This is a genomic window from Aquitalea sp. ASV15, from assembly GCF_016429115.1.
Taxonomy (GTDB): Bacteria; Pseudomonadota; Gammaproteobacteria; order Burkholderiales; family Chromobacteriaceae; genus Aquitalea; species Aquitalea magnusonii.
On the sequence record NZ_JAELTZ010000022.1, the window covers coordinates 51162 to 69347 of the forward strand.

General features: G+C 61.4%; 17 protein-coding genes. 16 read left to right on the forward strand and 1 reads right to left on the reverse strand.

Going from position 1 to position 18186, the window contains the following annotated elements; all coding sequences use genetic code 11:
* Window positions 1–160 precede the first annotated feature (160 nt).
* A complete protein-coding gene (gene hemB, locus JHD64_RS11780) occupies window positions 161–1165 on the forward strand; it encodes a porphobilinogen synthase (RefSeq protein ID WP_199053343.1) in 1005 nt (334 codons plus the stop codon).
* A 65-nt stretch (window positions 1166–1230) separates the two neighbouring features.
* The gene (locus JHD64_RS11785; RefSeq protein WP_146215988.1) at window positions 1231–1446 is read left to right on the forward strand and encodes a hypothetical protein; all 216 of its coding nucleotides are present in this window, start codon (window positions 1231–1233) and stop codon (window positions 1444–1446) included.
* A gap of 35 nt (window positions 1447–1481) precedes the next feature.
* Here the strand turns inward: JHD64_RS11785 and JHD64_RS11790 are convergent, their stop codons facing one another.
* Window positions 1482–2387, reverse strand: coding sequence for a LysR substrate-binding domain-containing protein (locus JHD64_RS11790; RefSeq protein WP_059286444.1), 906 nt, complete (start codon window positions 2385–2387; stop codon window positions 1482–1484).
* A 110-nt stretch (window positions 2388–2497) separates the two neighbouring features.
* On the opposite strand from JHD64_RS11790, the gene JHD64_RS11795 reads away from it, so the two are divergent.
* From JHD64_RS11795 to JHD64_RS11860, 14 genes are all read left to right on the forward strand, one after another.
* On the forward strand, window positions 2498–3601 hold the full coding sequence (locus JHD64_RS11795) for a tartrate dehydrogenase (protein ID WP_199053344.1): 1104 nt from the start codon (window positions 2498–2500) through the stop codon (window positions 3599–3601).
* A gap of 80 nt (window positions 3602–3681) precedes the next feature.
* Entirely contained in the window at window positions 3682–5256 is a 1575-nt protein-coding gene (locus JHD64_RS11800; RefSeq protein ID WP_059286442.1) for a BCCT family transporter, read from the forward strand.
* Window positions 5257–5264: 8 nt separating this feature from the next.
* On the forward strand, window positions 5265–6218 hold the full coding sequence (locus tag JHD64_RS11805; RefSeq protein WP_199053345.1) for an alpha/beta hydrolase: 954 nt from the start codon (window positions 5265–5267) through the stop codon (window positions 6216–6218).
* Window positions 6219–6359: 141 nt separating this feature from the next.
* Window positions 6360–7478 carry an aromatic ring-hydroxylating dioxygenase subunit alpha gene (locus JHD64_RS11810; protein WP_199053346.1) on the forward strand — a complete coding sequence of 373 codons (1119 nt, stop codon included), beginning with the start codon at window positions 6360–6362 and terminating at the stop codon, window positions 7476–7478.
* Between the two features lie 54 nt (window positions 7479–7532).
* The gene (locus JHD64_RS11815) at window positions 7533–8981 is read left to right on the forward strand and encodes an NAD-dependent succinate-semialdehyde dehydrogenase (RefSeq protein ID WP_199053347.1); all 1449 of its coding nucleotides are present in this window, start codon (window positions 7533–7535) and stop codon (window positions 8979–8981) included.
* A 44-nt stretch (window positions 8982–9025) separates the two neighbouring features.
* A complete protein-coding gene (locus JHD64_RS11820; protein ID WP_199053348.1) occupies window positions 9026–9991 on the forward strand; it encodes a PDR/VanB family oxidoreductase in 966 nt (321 codons plus the stop codon).
* A 240-nt stretch (window positions 9992–10231) separates the two neighbouring features.
* Entirely contained in the window at window positions 10232–11431 is a 1200-nt protein-coding gene (locus tag JHD64_RS11825; protein WP_199053349.1) for a glycine C-acetyltransferase, read from the forward strand.
* A gap of 69 nt (window positions 11432–11500) precedes the next feature.
* On the forward strand, window positions 11501–12526 hold the full coding sequence (tdh, locus tag JHD64_RS11830) for an L-threonine 3-dehydrogenase (RefSeq protein ID WP_059286963.1): 1026 nt from the start codon (window positions 11501–11503) through the stop codon (window positions 12524–12526).
* 251 nt (window positions 12527–12777) lie between these two features.
* Window positions 12778–13539 carry an ABC transporter substrate-binding protein gene (locus JHD64_RS11835; protein ID WP_199053350.1) on the forward strand — a complete coding sequence of 254 codons (762 nt, stop codon included), beginning with the start codon at window positions 12778–12780 and terminating at the stop codon, window positions 13537–13539.
* 116 nt (window positions 13540–13655) lie between these two features.
* Window positions 13656–14546 carry a glycine--tRNA ligase subunit alpha gene (gene glyQ / locus JHD64_RS11840; protein ID WP_110313609.1) on the forward strand — a complete coding sequence of 297 codons (891 nt, stop codon included), beginning with the start codon at window positions 13656–13658 and terminating at the stop codon, window positions 14544–14546.
* Between the two features lie 6 nt (window positions 14547–14552).
* The gene (locus JHD64_RS11845) at window positions 14553–14987 is read left to right on the forward strand and encodes a surface-adhesin E family protein (RefSeq protein ID WP_059286966.1); all 435 of its coding nucleotides are present in this window, start codon (window positions 14553–14555) and stop codon (window positions 14985–14987) included.
* A gap of 3 nt (window positions 14988–14990) precedes the next feature.
* Window positions 14991–17051, forward strand: a complete 2061-nt coding sequence (gene glyS / locus JHD64_RS11850; RefSeq protein ID WP_110313608.1) for a glycine--tRNA ligase subunit beta — start codon at window positions 14991–14993, stop codon at window positions 17049–17051.
* Window positions 17052–17195: 144 nt separating this feature from the next.
* Window positions 17196–17732 (forward strand): D-glycero-beta-D-manno-heptose 1,7-bisphosphate 7-phosphatase, encoded by a 537-nt coding sequence (gene gmhB / locus JHD64_RS11855; protein ID WP_059287294.1) that lies wholly within the window; start codon window positions 17196–17198, stop codon window positions 17730–17732.
* Between the two features lie 29 nt (window positions 17733–17761).
* Window positions 17762–18186 (forward strand): 1-acyl-sn-glycerol-3-phosphate acyltransferase (locus JHD64_RS11860; RefSeq protein ID WP_199053351.1); only part of this gene is annotated, 425 nt, incomplete at its 3' end.

Genomic DNA, 18186 nt, shown 5'->3' on the forward strand with positions numbered 1-18186 from the left:
CTGATGTATCACCTGCTATTGCCGCGGGCGCCCGCCCGGCAGACCCTGCAGGGCGCAACACATCGGCCCCGTGGCCGCTGCGCATGGGAATGACACTGCCAGCCGGCGGCAACAGGCGTACAATTCCCGGCATTGCTATTGTCACTGTGATGGAAATCCCATGATTTTTGCCAACCGCTATTTCCCCGCCACCCGCATGCGCCGCATGCGCAAGGATGATTTTTCCCGCCGCCTGATGCGTGAGAACGTCTTGACCACCAATGACCTGATCTATCCGGTATTTGTGCTGGAAGGCGAGAATCGCGAGCAGGCGGTCGCTTCCATGCCGGGCGTGGTGCGCCAGAGCCTGGACAAGCTGCTGTATACCGCCGAACAAGCCCTGGAACTGGGCATCCCGATGCTGTCGCTGTTCCCGGTGATTGAAACCGGCAAGGACAATGCCGCACAGGAAGCCTATAACCCGGATGGCCTGGTACCCACCGTGGTGCGTGCGCTCAAGCAGCGCTTTCCCGAACTGGGCGTGATGACGGATGGCGCACTGGACCCGTATACCGTGCATGGTCAGGATGGCCTGATCGATGACAATGGCTATGTGCTGAATGACGAAACCACCGAAGTGCTGATCCGTCAGGGCTTGTGCCACGCCGAAGCCGGTGTGGACGTGTTTGGCCCGTCCGACATGATGGACGGTCGCATTGGCGCGCTGCGCGATGCCTTTGAAGAAGCCGGCTTCATCCATACCAAGATACTGGCTTACTCCGCCAAGTACGCTTCCGCCTTTTATGGCCCCTTCCGCGATGCCGTAGGTTCAGCCGCCAATCTGGGCAAGGCCGACAAGTACAACTACCAGATGGACCCGGCCAACCTGGACGAGGCCATCCAGGAAGTGGCCATGGATCTGGAGGAGGGCGCCGACATGGTGATGATCAAGCCGGGCCTGCCTTATCTGGATGTGATCCGCCGCGTGAAAGACACCTTCCGCGTGCCGACCTATGCCTATCAGGTGTCTGGTGAATACGCCATGCTCAAGGCCGCCTTCCAGAATGGCTGGCTGAACGAAGAGAAATGCATGATGGAAAGCCTGCTGGCCTTCAAGCGTGCCGGGGCGGATGGCATTCTGACTTACTTCGCGCTGGATGCAGCGCGTGTGCTGCGTCGCGGCTGAGCTTTGCTTGCCAGCGGCCGGATGCCTGCCGGCCGCTGGCAGGAGAACCCTTGAAGGAAGAGGCCATGGATATTCTGCATTCCACCTGGTTCTGGCTGTTTGTCATCGTGGCGCTGGTGATGTCCACCATCGGTTCACTGGCCAGACTGTCCAAGGCCCCGCCGCCAGTCGACCTGCCTGGTGTCAAGCCGCAGCCCTATGCGGCTGAGGATGATGAGGATGAAGACGGGCCGGACAGCCCGGCCGGCCATACCCCGGCCAGCTTGCGCAAGCCGAAATAGCGGCGCGGGCCGGCAAATGCAGCGACGGGCTGGCATCACGCCAGCCGGCTGCGCCGGAAATACTGCTGGATGAATTCGACACAGACACGCAGCTTGGCCGAGCTGGCCAGCTTTTCCGGATACACCGCCCAGATATCAGCCTGCAGGTAGTAATCGGGCAATACCCGTACCAGTTCTCCCCGTTCCAGCTCGCCGGCCACATCCCATAGCGAGCGCAACATGATGCCGTGGCCCTGCAAGGCCCACTGGTGTACCACTTCGCCATGGTTGGCCGCCAGCGCACCCTGCACCCGGATGCTGCATTCCCCTTGCGGGCCGGTCAGCCGCCATACCCCGAAGGGATGATCCCTTTCCTTGATGACCAGGCAATTGTGCCGGCTCAGTGCATTGAGCGTGGCCGGAGCGCCATGTCTTGCCACATAAGCCGGCGCCGCACACAGGATGCGTCGGTTATCCGCCAGCTTGCGCGCCAGTAGCTGCGGGGCAATCTCGTTGCCCACGCGGATGTCCAGGTCGATGCCTTCCTGGGCCAGGTCGATCAGACAATCGGCCACTTCGAAGCGGATGTTCAGCTCCGGGTAGTGTCCTGCCAGTTCGCCCAGTGCCGGTGCCAGATGCACCCGGCCAAAACCAAAGCTGCTGCTGATGCGGATGATGCCGCGCGGCTGCTCCCGCGCACTCCCGATCTCCACGCTCATCTGTTCCACGTCCTGCAGTATTTTGCCCGCCCATTGGTAGATGCGTTCTCCCCGCTCGGTCATGGCAATGCGCCGGGTGGTGCGGTCCAGCAGACGACAATCCAGGCATTGCTCCAGCACGCGAATGCGTTTGCTGACATAGGCCGGCGAGGCGGCCATGGCTTCGGCGGCCGCAGCAAATCCGCCCTTGCGCACGACCAGGCAAAATACCCGCAAATCTTCAAGCTGCAGCAGATCCTTCATGTTTCGTGTTTTCTGTATGCACGGATCAGCCAATTATCCGGGCTTTGTTTTCCGCCATGCTAGGCCTCGAAGTACAAAGTCATTACGACGAAAGAACAGAGGAGGGCAGGATGCGGGCTTACAGGATTGCCGCCATCGCAGGCGATGGCATCGGGCAGGAAGTGCTACCGGAAGGCTTGCGGGTGCTGGAGGCGGCGGCCAGGCGCTTTGACATCGACTTGTCGATTAGCCGGTTTGACTGGGCCAGCTGTGACTACTACCTGCAACACGGCCAGATGATGCCAGACAACTGGTTCGACACCTTGCGCGGCTTTGACGCCATCTATTTCGGAGCCGTCGGCATGCCGGACAAGGTGGCGGACCATGTGTCGCTGTGGGGTTCGCTGTTGAAGTTCCGCCGCCAGTTCGACCAATACGTCAATCTGCGTCCGGTGCGTTTGCTGCCCGGTGTGCCCTGTCCGCTGGCCAATCGTCAGCCGGGTGAGATCGATTTCCTGGTGGTGCGGGAAAATACCGAGGGCGAGTACTCCGCAGTCGGTGGCCGCATGTTCGAAGGAACGGAACGCGAGCTGGTGTTGCAGCAAGCAATATTTACCCGTCATGGCGTGGATCGCATCCTGCATCACGCTTTTGCCCTGGCACAAAGCAGGCCGCGCAAAAAGCTGACCGCCGCCACCAAATCCAACGGCATCGCGGTGAGCATGCCCTATTGGGATGAGCGGGTGGCGGCGGTGGCACAGCACTACCCGGAGGTGCAATGGGAACGGCAGCATGTGGATATTCTGGCTGCACGTTTTGTATTGCAGCCCGACCGCTTCGATGTGGTGGTGGCTTCCAATCTGTTTGGCGACATCCTGTCCGACCTCGGCCCGGCTTGTACCGGCACCATTGGCCTGGCTGCGTCGGCCAATCTCAATCCCGAGCGCCGTTTCCCCTCCCTGTTTGAACCGGTACACGGTTCTGCGCCGGATATCTTCGGCAAAAACATCGCCAACCCCATCGCCATGATCTGGTCAGGTGCGCTGATGCTGGATTTTCTTGGCCACAGCCAGGGGCCTTGCCGCGCCGCCCACGATGCCATCATGCGGGCCATCGAGTCTGTGCTGCTGAGCGGTCCGCTGACCGCTGATCTGGGGGGCCGGGCCAGCACCACCGAGCTGGGCCAGGCCATTGCCGCAGCTGTCATGCAGGCTCCGCTGGCGGTGGAAGACTGAGCCACGGCGTACGGGCAGGACAGCGTAATTTCCTTATTTCCGAATCAGGCCGGGCCTGGGCCTGGCAGCAGGGAGGCAAGATGCACAAGCTCACACACAGCCGGCGCGATGTGCCGCTGGCACTGGTCAGTTTGCTGATCGTGATGGTGATGGTGGTGGTGATGATCGCCATGCCGCAGGCTTCGATCGAGGTGGCGGATCGATTGATGACCTGGTGTACCAATGTATTTGCCTCGCCGATCTTGCTGTTTGCCTTTGGCTCGGTGCTGTTTGTTGCCTGGCTGGCGCTGAGCAAGTACGGGCAGATCCGTCTGGGCGAAGGCGGCCCGGATTATTCCACCTTGTCGTGGATTTTCATGTTCATCATGTCCGGCATGGGCTCGTCCGCCCTGTACTGGGGCTTTCTGGACTGGGCGTATTACTACCAGACCCCCGGTCTGAACCTGCCGCCGGCATCGCCGCAGGCGCTGAAATACAGTGTGGCTTATTCGCTGTTTCATTCCGGCCTGAGTGCCTGGGCCATGTATGCCGTGGGCTCGGTGGCCATGTGTTACTACTATCACGTGCGCAAAAACAAGGGCTTGAGCCTGGCGGCCATCGTTGCCGCCATTACCGGTCGTCGGTCTGACGGCCCGCTGGGCCGCCTGGTGGATTTGCTGTTCATGCTGTGCATGTTCGGGGCCTTGACCATTTCCCTGGTGCTGACCGCCACCACCTTTACCCGCTTGCTATCCACGCTAACCGGCATTCCGGATAGTTTTGTCACGCAGCTGGTGGTGATTCTTTCAGTTGCCGTGCTGTTTACCCTGTCATCCTGGGTGGGCATGGATGGCGGCATGAAGCGCCTGAGCCAGATGGTGTGCTGGGGCGTGCTGGCACTGGCCGCTTATGTGTATCTGCTGGGGCCAACCCACTTCATTACCAGTAATGTCTTGTCCAGCCTGGGGCTGATGCTCAGCAGTTTTGTCGACATGAGCTTGTTTACCGACCCGCTGGGCGACGGCAAGTTTACCCGTGAGTGGACGGTGTTTTACTGGCTGTGGTGGATTTCCTATGCACCGGGAGTGGCCTTGTTTGTCACCCGCGTTTCCCGCGGCCGCACCATCCGTGAGGTACTGCTGGCCATGATGTTTGGCGGCTGTGCCGGCATCTGGTTTGTTTACGGCGTGCTGGAAAGCTATAGCGTGCACAGCTTCATCAATGGCCTGGTGGCGGTGCCGCAGGTATTGCAGGCCGAGGGAGGGGAATCGGCTATTGCGCAGTTGCTGGCGCTATTGCCCGCTGGCCGTGTGGTGATGGCCTTCTTTCTGGCGGTGATGGCGATCTTTCTGGCCGCGCACATGGATGCGGTAGGTTATGCCGTCTCCGCCACCTGTACCCGCAACCTGGCCGAAGGGGAGGACCCATCCCCCATCGACCGCCTGTTCTGGTGCGTCATGCTCACGCTGGTGCCGCTGGCGATGATTTTTGCCAAGGCACCGCTCAATACCATGAAGACCACGGTGATTGTGACGGCCATCCCCTTTGCCCTGATCACGCTGGTGATGGTGTATGGCCTGCTCAAGTGGCTGCATGAAGATTATGGTGCGGTCCCGGCACACCAGATAGGCGAACAGCCACCCCCTGCCGTGGCCAGCAACCAGTCCAGCTCCTGAGCCCGGCCATGGCCAGTCGCTATCAGCTTTCTGCGGAAATGCAGTCTTTTGTCAAGCAGTGCGCCCTGTTTCAGCCCGCTGACGACAGCCTGTCCGAAATGCGTGTCGCCTACGATGCCCTGTGCCGTTACTTCACCCCGCCGCTACCGGCGGGGCTGCAGGTGACCGAGCTTGCGTTGCCGGTGGCCGGCAGGGCCATCCCCTTGCGCCTGTACCGCCCCGCGGCGGACAGACCGCCTGCCGGTTGGCCCTGTGTGCTGTATCTGCATGGCGGCGGCTGGATGCTCGGTGGACTGGATTCCCATGTCGTTATCGCGGCACCGCTGGCGCTGCAGTGTGCCGCGGCTGTGCTGGTGGTCGATTACCGCCTGGCTCCGGAGCATGTGTTTCCTGCCGCCTTCGAGGATTGCCTGGCGGTATGGGACGCGCTGCGGCTGGATGGCCTCGGGCTGGGTATCGACACCGCCCGTGTCGTGGTTGCCGGTGACAGTGCCGGTGGCAATCTGGCCGCAGCACTATGCCTGGCGGCCCGTGGCAGGCCTGGTCCGCCGCTGTGCGGGCAAGCGCTGCTCTACCCGGCACTGGCGGCCGTGCCGACCGAGCCTGCGGCCAGTGAACATGCCGATGCCCCGCTGCTCAGCCGCGCTGACATGCGCTATTACCTGGCGCAGTACGCAGCCGACCCGGCACTGCATGCCGATCCACGGCTGGCACCCCTGGCGGCGGGCGATCTGAGCGCGCTGCCCCCGGCCTTTGTTGCAGTGGCGGAGTACGACCCACTTCGTGACGATGGCCTGCTTTATGTGCAGCGCCTGCGGGCGCAAGGCATTGCGGCGGAATGTCATGTCGGCCACGGGCTACTGCATGGCTGCCTGCGCTTCTGGCCGCAGGGCCGCGAGACGGCGCGCATGTACCAGGCGCTGCGCGATGCCATACGCCGCATGCTGGCCGCTCAGCCATGACATCTGTTGCGCTGCGTGGCGGCTGGCGCCGCTGCGCGACCTTTCCACCGGTCTTGCCATGCTTGTTCGTCGGGCATGACCGGACAAGAAAAGGGCAGGCATTAGCAGCCCTGTGACGACCCCAAGCAGAGGAGAACACCCATGAATGACTACACCCGATTGAACCCGGATTTCTGTGCCGATCACGAACGTGCCTGGACCCTGCCCGCCGAGTACTACACCTCCGACCGGGTCTATCAGTTCGAGAAGGAGAAGATTTTTGCCAATAGCTGGATCTGTGTGGCACATGGCAGCGAACTGGCCGAATCCAACGACTACATCACCCGCGATGTGGCAGGTGAAAGCATCATCGTGGTGCGTGGCCGGGATGGGGTATTGCGCAGCTTTTACAATGTTTGTCCGCACCGTGGCCACCAGCTGCTGCAAGGCAGTGGCCGGGCCAAGAATGTGATCACCTGTCCCTATCATGCCTGGACCTTCAAGCTGGATGGCCAGCTGGGTCATGCGCGCAATTGTGAAAACGTGGTCGATTTCGACCCGCAAAAGGCTGCGCTGTCGCCGCTCAAGGTGGAGGAATATGCCGGTTTCGTGTTTATCAACATGAATCTGGATGCCGACCCGGTGGAGGATCAGCTACCCGGCCTGGCCGAGAGTTTGCGTGCAGCCTGCCCGGTGATCGACCAGCTGCATCTGGCGGCGCGCTTTATCACCACCACGCCGGCCAACTGGAAAATCATCGTCGACAACTATATGGAGTGCTACCACTGCGCGCCGGCACATCCGGGCTTTGCCGATTCGGTGCAGGTGGACAAGTACACGCACACCCTGCATGGCAACTGGACACTGCAGTTTGGCCTGGCACGCTCGTCGGAAAAATCCTTCAAGATCGACCCCACGGTACAGAACCCCAGCTTCAGCGGCTACTGGGCCTGGCCCTGCACCATGTTCAACGTACCGCCCGGTGCCGATTTCATGACGGTCATCTATGAATACCCACAGGATGCCGAGACCACCTTGCAGTACTACGACATTTATTTCCGCAACAAGGAGCTGACCGCAGAACAGCAGGCACTGGTGGAGTGGTATCGCACTGTCTTCCGGCCGGAAGACTTGCGGCTGGTGGAAAGCGTGCAGCGCGGACTGAAGTCGCGTGGCTACCGCGGGCAGGGCCGCATCATGACCGATCGCCAGCGCAGTGGCATCAGTGAGCACGGCATTGCCCACTTCCACCAGCTGGTGGCGCGCCAGCACCAGGACTGATGCCACCTGCGGCGGTGCCGGTTGGCGGTCGCCGCCGCTTTTGCGGAGTTTCCGATGAAATTGCAAGACCCCCTGCTGTTGCGACAGCACGCGTATATCAATGGCCAATGGTGCGCTGCCGATGGGGCGGACACCTTTGCCGTACACGACCCGGCCACGGATCAGCTGATTGCCCATCTTCCGTTGATGGGTGAAGCGGAAGCCATGCGTGCCATTCAGGCCGCCGATGCGGCGCTGCCGGCCTGGCGCGACCTGACGGCAAAAGAACGCGCCCGGCTATTACGCCGGTGGTTTTTCCTGCTGGAGCAACACGAAGAAGACCTGGCGCGGCTGATGACCTGGGAGCAGGGCAAGCCACTGGCCGAGGCGCGCGGTGAAATCCGCTATGCCGCCTCATTTGTCGAATGGTTTGCCGAAGAAGCCAAGCGTCTGTATGGCGATGTGATTCCGGCGCCGCGCCAGGACCAGACACTGCTGGTGATGCGCGAGCCGATTGGCGTTTGTGCCGCCATCACACCGTGGAATTTCCCGGCCGCCATGATTACCCGCAAGGCTGCCCCGGCGCTGGCGGCTGGCTGTAGCATCGTCATCAAGCCAGCCAACGAAACCCCGCTATCCGCCCTGGCGCTGGCCGAGCTGGCCCACCGTGCCGGCATTCCGCCGGGTGTGTTCAATATCGTTACTGGCGATGCCCAGGCCATTGGCCAGCAGTTCAGCACCCATCCGCTGGTACGCAAGCTCAGCTTTACCGGCTCCACGCCAATCGGCAGGCTGCTGATGGCGCAGTGCGCCGGCACCATCAAGAAAGTCTCGCTGGAACTGGGCGGCAATGCGCCCTTCATCGTGTTTGACGATGCCGATCTGGACGCTGCGGTGGAGGGTGCCATCCAGGCCAAGTTCCGCAATGCCGGCCAGACCTGTGTCTGCGTCAACCGCTTTTATGTTCACCAGTCGGTGTATCACGCGTTTCTGCAGCGTTTCTGCGCCAGGGTTGCCGAATTACGGGTGGGGAATGGCTTTGCCGAGGCCAGCGAGATCGGCCCATTGATTTCTGCCCGTGCCGTCAGCAAGGTGCAATCCCTGCTGGACGATGCCGTGCAGCGTGGAGCCCGTTTGCTGACCGGCGGACACAGCCTGGCTGCCGGGCCGCAGTACTTTGCCCCCACTGTCATTGCCGATGTCAAGCCGGGCATGCGCCTGCTCGACGAGGAAATTTTCGGACCACTGGCACCGGTGATGCCGTTTGCCAGCGACCAAGAGGTCGTCATGCTGGCCAATGCCACCATTTACGGCCTGGCCGCCTACTTCTACAGCCGCGACATCAGCCGCGTGTGGCGCGTCGCCCGGCAACTGGAGTACGGCATTGTCGGCATCAACACCGGCATGGTGTCCAACGAGGTGGCCCCCTTTGGCGGCATCAAGCAGTCCGGTCTGGGGCGCGAGGGCTCCCGTTACGGCATTGATGACTATCTTGAGTCCAAATACCTGTGCATGGCGTGCTGAACGTCCCGCGCCGTGTTTCCAGTCAACCACGAGCATCAAGCAACATGACCCACCAGACCCCGAATATTGCCGTCCGCGTGGTGCGGATAGAACAAGCCAGCCCCCTGATCAAACGCTTCACCCTGCAGGCCGCAGATGGTGGCAGCCTGCCGGCATTTGGCGGCGGCAGCCATGTCATTGTGCAAATCCCCGCCGCCAGCGGTTTGCTCTACAACGCCTATTCCCTGCTCAGCTCGCCTTTCCAGTTGCAGCACTACCAGATTGCCGTGCGGCGCGAAGCAGCCTCCCGCGGCGGTTCGGCTTTCATGCACGAACAACTGGCAGAAGGCGACATTCTGCAGATATCCCCGCCCAACAATCTGTTTGCACTGCATGCCAGCAGTGGCCGGCAGATTCTGATTGCCGGTGGCATCGGCATCACGCCCTTCATGTCGCAGATGGAAGAGTTACAGGCCAGCGGCGCAAGCTTTGAACTGCATTACGCTTTTCGCAGTCGCGAACAAGCAGCGTTTGTTGAAGAACTGACCGCCCGCTACGGTGCGCACTGCCATTTTCATGATGCCGCCCAAGGCGAGTTGTGCGATGTCGCCGGCTTGCTGCAGCAGATGGCCGAGCAGGACCATGTCTATGTCTGCGGGCCGCAGTCGCTGATCGAGGCGGTGCAGGTGGCCGGGGCGGCGCAGGGCATAGCGCCAGCACGCCTGCATTGGGAACAGTTTGCCGTCAGCACGCAAGGCGGAGCAGCATTTACCGTGGTGCTGGCCCGTTCCGGGCGCGAAATCCCGGTGGCGGCAGGACAAAGCATTCTGCAAGCTATCGAGAACGATGGCACGGTTGCCGTGGATTGCCTGTGCCGCGAGGGCGTATGTGGCACCTGTGAGGTGGGCATTGTCGAGGGCGAGGCCGAACATCGCGACCAGTACCTCAGTGACGAAGAAAAGCAGGCGCAAAAGAGCCTGCTGATCTGTGTATCGCGCGCGCGCGGTGCACGGCTGGTGCTGGATCTGTGAGTGGTGGCCGGCGCTCGGCCGGCCATGCGCTGGCGCTGGATGACGCTGTCGGTTGAATGATGACAGTTGCTCTTCAGCCGCTGGTTGCAGGGTGACAGCTGGCAAGTGATTTCCTTGACAACTGTCACTGATAAAGCCGTATGCACTGGGCTAGAATGGATGACAGTTTCCGGCGCGCGGTGATCCCGCTGCGACTGCAGTCCCGGCGCCTCACGATTGGCCTACAAGGACATCCCTGCCATGAACCATACCTATCTTGCCCACCTGGAAGCCACGCTGGCCCAAATCCGCGCCGATGGTTTTGAAAAGCCGGAACGGGTGATTGCCACCCCGCAGCGTGCCGATATCGCCCTGTCCGGTGGTGGGCATGTACTCAACTTCTGCGCCAACAACTATCTGGGCCTGGCCGATGATGCGCGCCTGATCGACGCCGCCAAGCGCGGGCTGGATGACTATGGCTATGGCTGCGCCTCGGTGCGCTTCATCTGCGGCACACAGCAGATTCATAAAGAGCTGGAACAAGCCATTTCCAGCTTCCTCGGTACCGACGACACCATCCTGTATTCCAGCTGTTTCGATGCCAACGGCGGCGTGTTCGAAACCCTGCTGGGTGAAGAAGACGCGGTGATTTCCGACGAGCTGAACCACGCCTCCATCATCGATGGCGTGCGCCTGTGCAAGGCCAAGCGTTTCCGCTACAAAAACAATGACATGGCCGATCTGGAAGCCCAGCTGCTTGCCGCCGAAGCGGCCGGTGCGCGCTTCAAGCTGATCGTCACCGATGGCGTGTTCTCCATGGACGGCATCATTGCCGACCTGAAAACCCTGTGCGAAGTGGCGGGCCGTCATGGTGCCATCGTGATGGTGGACGACTCCCACGCCGTCGGTTTCATTGGTGAAAATGGTGCCGGTACGCCAGAACTGTGTGGCGTGGCCGACAAGGTGGATATCTACACCGGCACGCTGGGCAAGGCGCTGGGTGGGGCTTCCGGTGGTTATGTATCCGGCCGCAAACCCATCATCGACCTGTTGCGTCAGCGCTCACGTCCTTATCTGTTCTCCAACAGCCTGGCTCCGGCCATTGCCGCCGCCAGCCTGGAAGTGCTCAAGCTGATCCAGAACGAAGGCCAGCAGCTGCGCGCCCAGCTCAAGCGCAATGCCGAATTGTTCCGCAACGAAATGTCTGCGGCCGGCTTCACCCTGGTGCCGGGCCAGCATCCCATCATCCCGGTGATGCTGGGCGATGCCCGTCTGGCTGGCGAAATGGCCGCCCGCCTGCTGCAAGAAGGGGTGTATGTGATCGGCTTCTCCTTCCCGGTGGTGCCCAAGGGCAAGGCGCGCATCCGCACCCAGATGTCCGCCGGTCACACGGTGGAGCAGGTGCAGCGTGCGGTGGCCGCCTTCATCAAGGTGGGCCGTGAGCTGAAAGTGATCGACTGAACCGCATCCAGACTTTTGCCCGTGGGCCTGCTGGCCGGCGGGCGCGCAACAGACAGGCAGGTAAACGCAATGAAAGCACTCTCCAAACTCAAGTCCGCACCCGGTTTGTGGATGAACGATGTGGCTCAGCCGGAAATCGGCCATAACGACCTGCTGATCAAGATCAGCAAAACCGCCATCTGCGGCACCGACATCCATATCTGGAACTGGGACGAATGGGCGCAAAAAACCATTCCGGTACCGATGCACGTCGGCCACGAATACGTGGGCGTGGTGGCCGCCATGGGCTCCGAAGTGCGTGGCTTTGAAATCGGCCAGCGTGTGTCGGGCGAAGGTCATATCACCTGCGGCCATTGCCGCAACTGTCGTGCCGGCCGTCGCCACCTGTGCCGCAATACGGTGGGCGTGGGCGTCAACCGCGAAGGCGCATTTGCCGAATACCTGGTGATTCCGGCCTTCAATGCCTTCCCGATTCCGGATGATATTTCCGACGATCTGGCGGCCATCTTCGACCCCTTCGGCAATGCGGTGCATACCGCGCTGTCCTTCAATCTGGTGGGCGAGGATGTGCTGATCACCGGTGCCGGCCCCATCGGCATCATGGCGGTGGCCATTGCCAAGCATGTGGGGGCGCGCCATATCGTCATCACCGACGTCAACGACTACCGCCTCGATCTGGCACGCCAGATGGGGGCCAGCCGTGCGGTGAACGTGGCGCGTGAAGACCTGAAACAGGTGATGAGCGAGCTGCACATGTGCGAAGGCTTTGATGTGGGCCTGGAAATGTCCGGCAATCCGCAGGCCTTCCGCCAGATGCTGGAAACCATGAACCACGGCGGCAAGGTGGCGCTGCTGGGTATTCCGCCGTCCAATACCGCCATCGACTGGAACCAGGTCATCTTCAAGGGCCTGGAAATCAAGGGCATCTATGGCCGCGAGATGTTTGAAACCTGGTACAAGATGGTGGCGCTGATCCAGTCCGGGCTGGACATCCGCCCCATCATCACCCATCACTTCAAGGTGGATGATTTCGAGCAGGGCTTTGCCACCATGCTGTCCGGCCAAAGCGGCAAGGTGATTCTGGACTGGAACTGATGGCCAGGACTCGCCTGCCAAGCCAGGCAGGCTGATGACAACAGGCCCGGCATGACCGGGCCTTGTCATTGCGGTGTTGGCTTGCGCTGATGTCGTGATTGCCCTCTGTGTCTGCCCTTTTTCCCCCGGGGTGGGGCGCTGTAATGTGTCATGTCAATTTGGCAAGATGTCATGATCGGTCCTGCTGGTCATCATGCTGACATCAGGGCTATTTAGGCTGCTAACTTGCGCGATCAGGATGAGTAAAGCACATGGGTAACAAGGGGTGGATGGGCAGGTGGTGTCTGCTGTCATGCTGGGCCGTGCTGCATGCACTGCCTGCGCTGGCGGACTCCCGCGTTCTGACCATCGGGGTTGAGGCGCTGGATTACGCGCCTTATTACTATCTGGACGGCAATGGCAATTACCGGGGGCTGGCACGGGATGTGCTGGATGCCTTTGCCCGCCGTCAGGGCTATGTCTTTGTCTACAAGCCGATGCCGACTGCACGGCTGATGCATGCCTTTCTGGCCGAGCAGAGTGTCGATTTCAAATTTCCCGATCATCCGCGCTGGAGTGTGGAAGCCAGGCGTGGCGTGCTGCTCAGCTATAGCCTGCCGCTGGTGACGCTGAGCGAGGGCTTGCTGGTGCGTGCGCCACATCAGCCCTTGAAGCTGGAGCAGCTGCACAATATGGCCACCCTCACCGGTTTTACCCCGGTGGCTTATCTGGACCAGTTGCACAGCGGCCAGATCCGGCTGACGGAAAACAGCTCGCAGCAGGGGTTGTTGCGGCAGTTGCTGGTCGGGCGCGTGCAGGCGGTCTATCTGGATTGGAATGTCGGCATGCGCATGGCGCGTAGCATGGCGGCAGCCGGCCAGCTGGAACCGGCACGCGAATTGCCGGTGGACCGGGTGCCGCTGATGCTGTCCTCCACGCGCTATCCGGAAATCATCGACCAATTCAACCAATTCCTGCAGCAGCAAGCCGGCCTGTTGCAGCGTTTGCGCCAGCATTATCATCTGTCGGAATAAGCTGGCTTTTCGTGCAAGGCACAACGCGGCGTGCGTTCTGGCCGTCGCCTTGCTTTTCGCCGGGGGCGCTAGGCGGTAGAATCGTCCTTTGACTTTTCACTAGCTACCCCACGTCTATGCTTACCTTCCAGGAAATCATCCTTACCCTCCAGAATTATTGGAACGAGCAAGGGTGCGTCATCATGCAACCCTTCGACATGGAGGTGGGCGCCGGTACCTCGCATCCGGCCACCTGTCTGCGTGCCATCGGCCCGGAGCCGTGGAATGCAGCCTATGTGCAGCCCTCGCGTCGTCCCAAGGACGGCCGCTACGGTGAAAACCCGAACCGCCTGCAGCATTACTACCAGTTCCAGGTAGCGCTCAAGCCGTCGCCGGCCAATATCCAGGAACTCTATCTGGGTTCGCTCAAGGTGCTGGGCATCGACCCCACCGTGCACGACATCCGTTTTGTCGAGGACGACTGGGAAAACCCGACGCTGGGTGCCTGGGGCCTGGGCTGGGAAGTGTGGCTGAACGGCATGGAAGTGACCCAGTTCACCTACTTCCAGCAAGTGGGCGGCCTGGATTGCAAGCCGGTGCTGGGTGAAATCACCTATGGCATCGAGCGTCTGGCCATGTATCTGCAAGGCGTGGAAAACGTCTACGACCTGCTGTGGACGGTTTACCCGAATGGTCAGCGTGTGACCTACGGCGACGTCTACCACCAGAACGAAGTGGAGCAGTCCACCTACAACTTCGAACACGCCAATGTGCCCAAGCTGTTCGAACTGTTCAGCTACTACGAATCCGAAGCCAAGCGCCTGCTGGACATCCCGCTGGCGCTGCCGGCTTACGAAATGGTGCTCAAGGCCGGCCACTGCTTCAACCTGCTGGATGCGCGCGGTGCCATTTCGGTGACCGAACGTGCCACCTATATCGGCCGGGTACGCACCCTGTCGCGTGGCGTGGCACAAGCCTATTACGCCTCGCGCGAGGCGCTGGGCTTTCCCATGTGTCCCAAGGCCTGATTGCCAATGAAACTCAGGATCAGCCTGTTGCTTGCCCTGGCCGCCGCGCCGGCGCTGGCCGAAACCGCCGATTGGGGCGTCTACCAGCAGGGCTCTGCCCTGGAACTGGCCATGGACCGCAATGCCATCTGGGTGGAGAAAGACGGGCTGGTCCATTTTGTGAATCAGGAACGGTTCAGCGAACGCCAGTACGACAAGGCCACCGACATCAAGTATTACATCCGTCGCACCACCGGCTATGCCGATTGCGCCAGACAGCAATATGTTTTTGTCGGCTTCGAATACGCCAGTAAAAGCGGTCGTCAGCTGTACTCCACCATGTTTCCGGTACAACGTTTTGCCTGGAAATGGCAGCCGGTGGAAGCAGGCTCGGTGGCTGACACCATGTTGCAAGTCGTGTGCTATCTCGCCAAAACCGCTCCGCACAAGAAACCTGAATAAATCATGAACGCCACCCTGCTTATCGAGTTGCTCACCGAAGAGCTGCCGCCCAAGGCGCTGGAAAAGCTGTCGCTCAGCTTTGCCCAGACCATTTCCGAAGAACTGAAAAAACTGCAATTTGTCGCTGCCGATGTCGAGGCCATTGCCTTTGCCTCGCCGCGCCGTCTGGCGGTGCAGGTGCCGGCGGTGCTGGCGGTGCAGCCGGATCAGAAAATCGTGCGCAAGGGCCCGGCCGTGGCCGCTGGCATGAAAGATGGCCAGCCCACTCCGGCGCTGGCCGGTTTTGCCCGCTCCTGCGGCGTGGACGTGTCTGCGCTCAGCACCATGAGCGATGGCAAGCAGGATGTATTTGCCTACGAGAGCACCAAAACGGGCGAAGCACTGGCTGCCGTGCTCACCGATATCGTGGCGCTGGCGCTGAAAAAGTTGCCGATTCCCAAGCTGATGCACTGGGGCGATCTGGACTACCAGTTTGTGCGTCCGGTGCATGGCCTGATCATGCTGTGGGGCGAAACCGTGATCGAAGGCGGCGTGCTGGGCCTGTCCAGCCGCAATGCCACCCGTGGTCACCGCTTCCTGTCCTCCGGCGATGTGTTTGTCGAAAAAGCCGATGACTACGCCCGCGTGCTGTTCGAGCAGGGCAAGGTGCTGGCCAGCTTCAATGCCCGCCGCGAACTGATCAAGAAGCGCCTGGCTGACGCCGCCGCCGTGCATGGTGCCACCATTGCCGCCGACGATGCCCTGCTGGACGAAGTGACCGCCCTGGTGGAATGGCCGGTGGTGCTGGAAGCCGGCTTCGAGGCCGAATTCCTCAAGGTGCCGCAGGAATGCCTGATTCTGACCATGCAGCAGAACCAGAAGTACTTCCCGCTGCTGGATGCCAATGGCAAGCTGATGAACCGCTTCCTGCTGGTGTCCAATCTGGAAACCGCCGACCCCAGCCACATCATCCAGGGTAATGAGCGCGTGCTGCGCGCCCGCCTGTCCGATGCCAAGTTCTTCTTCGAACAGGATCAGAAAGCCCGTCTGGAAACCCGTCTGGCCAAACTGGCCGAAGTGGTTTACCACAACAAGATCGGCAGCCAGCTGGAACGGGTGGAGCGCCTGCAGTCCATCGCCGGCCAGATTGCCGCGCAACTGGGTGCGGACCAGTCCGTGGCCGAGCGTGCCGCCTTGCTGGCCAAGGCCGACCTGGTCACCGACATGGTGGGTGAATTCCCCGAACTGCAAGGCGTGATGGGCATGTACTACGCCCAGCACGACGGCGAAAGCGAGGTAGTTGCCGCCGCCATCGAAGGTCACTACCACCCGCGCTTTGCCGGTGACAGCCTGCCGCAGGGCGACATCGCCACCGCCGTGGCACTGGCTGACAAGCTGGAAGCCATTGTCGGTATCTGGGGCATCGGCCTGATTCCCACTGGCGACAAGGACCCGTACGCCCTGCGTCGTGCCGCCCTGGGTGTGCTGCGCATGGTGCTGGCCGCCAAGCTGGACCTGAAGGCCCTGCTGGCGCTGGTGGCTGCAGCCTTCCCGGCCGGCAAGCTGTCCGCCACCACGGCGGACGAAGTGTTTGCCTTCATGATGGACCGCCTGAAGAACTATCTGGCGGCCGACTATCAGGCCGACGAAGTGGACGCCGTGCTGGCACTGGCCCCTTCCGTGCTGAACGAAGTGCCGGCGGTGCTGGCTGCGGTGGCTGCCTTCAAGGCGCTGCCGGAAGCCGCCACCCTGGCTGCCGCCAACAAGCGGGTGAAGAACATCCTGAAGAAAACCGAAGGCGAAGTGGGCGAGGTCAATCCGGCCCTGCTGAGCGAAGCGGCCGAGCAGGCACTGTACGCTGCGGTGAGCGAACTGGCTCCGCAGGTGGACGCCAAGTTTGCCGCCCACGACTTTGCCGGTGCGCTGGCGCAGCTGTCCAGCCTGAAGGCGCCGGTGGATGCCTTCTTTGATGGCGTGATGGTGATGGCGGACGACCTGGCGGTACGGGCCAACCGCATCGCCTTGCTGGCCCGCCTGGCAGCCCTGTTCAACCGCGTGGCAGACATCTCGCTGCTGGCGGATTAACCCGGGAAGGGAGTGGAGAGTCGGGAGTAGGGAGGAGGCGGCAAGTGTGGCCCCTTGCCATGTCATGGCAAAACACATGGCTGTTTACTCCCCACTCACCACTCCCCGCTCCCTGAGCCCTACTCAGGAAGTGCTCTCTCAATCATGAAACTCGTTATCCTGGACCGCGACGGCGTCATCAACGAAGACCGCGATGATTTCGTCAAGAACACCATGGAGTGGGTGCCGCTGCCGCACAGCCTGGAAGCCATTGCCAACCTGACCCAGGCTGGCTGGCATGTGGTGGTGGCGACCAACCAGTCCGGGCTGGCCCGTGGCCTGTTCGATGTGCACGCGCTCAATGCCATGCATGAAAAGATGCACCGGCTGGTCGGGCAGGCCGGTGGCCGCATCGACGCCATCGCCTACTGCCCGCATGGCCCGGATCATGGCTGTGAATGCCGCAAGCCGTTGCCGGGCATGGTGCTGGAGCTGGCCGAGCGCTTCAATGTCAAGCTGCAGGGCCTGCCGCTGATTGGCGACAGCCTGCGCGATCTGGAATCCGTTGCCGCCGTGGGTGGCCAGCCCATCCTGGTGCGTACCGGCAAGGGCATGCAAACCCTGGAAAAGGGCGGCCTGCCCGAAGGAACGCTGGTGTTCGACGACCTGTTCGACGCCGCCGAGCACTTGATCAATCTGTGAACTGGCTAAGTCCAAGGCTGATATAACCCATGATCTGGATTCGTAATCTGATTTACTGGCTGTTGCTGCTGATTGTCACGCCGCTGTGCTTTCTGGGCCTGTTCATCGCCGCACCGCTGCCGCGCCGTACCCGCCATGTGTTTGGCGAGAGCTGGGCCAAGATCATGCTGTGGCTGCTGGTGCATGTGGTGGGGCTGAAATACCGGGTGATCGGCACGGAAAACATTCCGTCCGAGCCTTCCATCATCTGCTCCAAGCATCAGTCCGGCTGGGAAACGCTGGCCTTGCAGAAAATCTTTCCCTCGCAGATTTATGTCGCCAAGCGCGAGCTGCTGTGGTTGCCCTTCTTCGGCTGGGGCCTGGCCTTGATGAACCCCATTGCCATCAACCGTTCCGACCGTTCCCGCGCCAATGACCGCATGCTGCAACAAGGGCTGGAGCGCAAGAAACACGG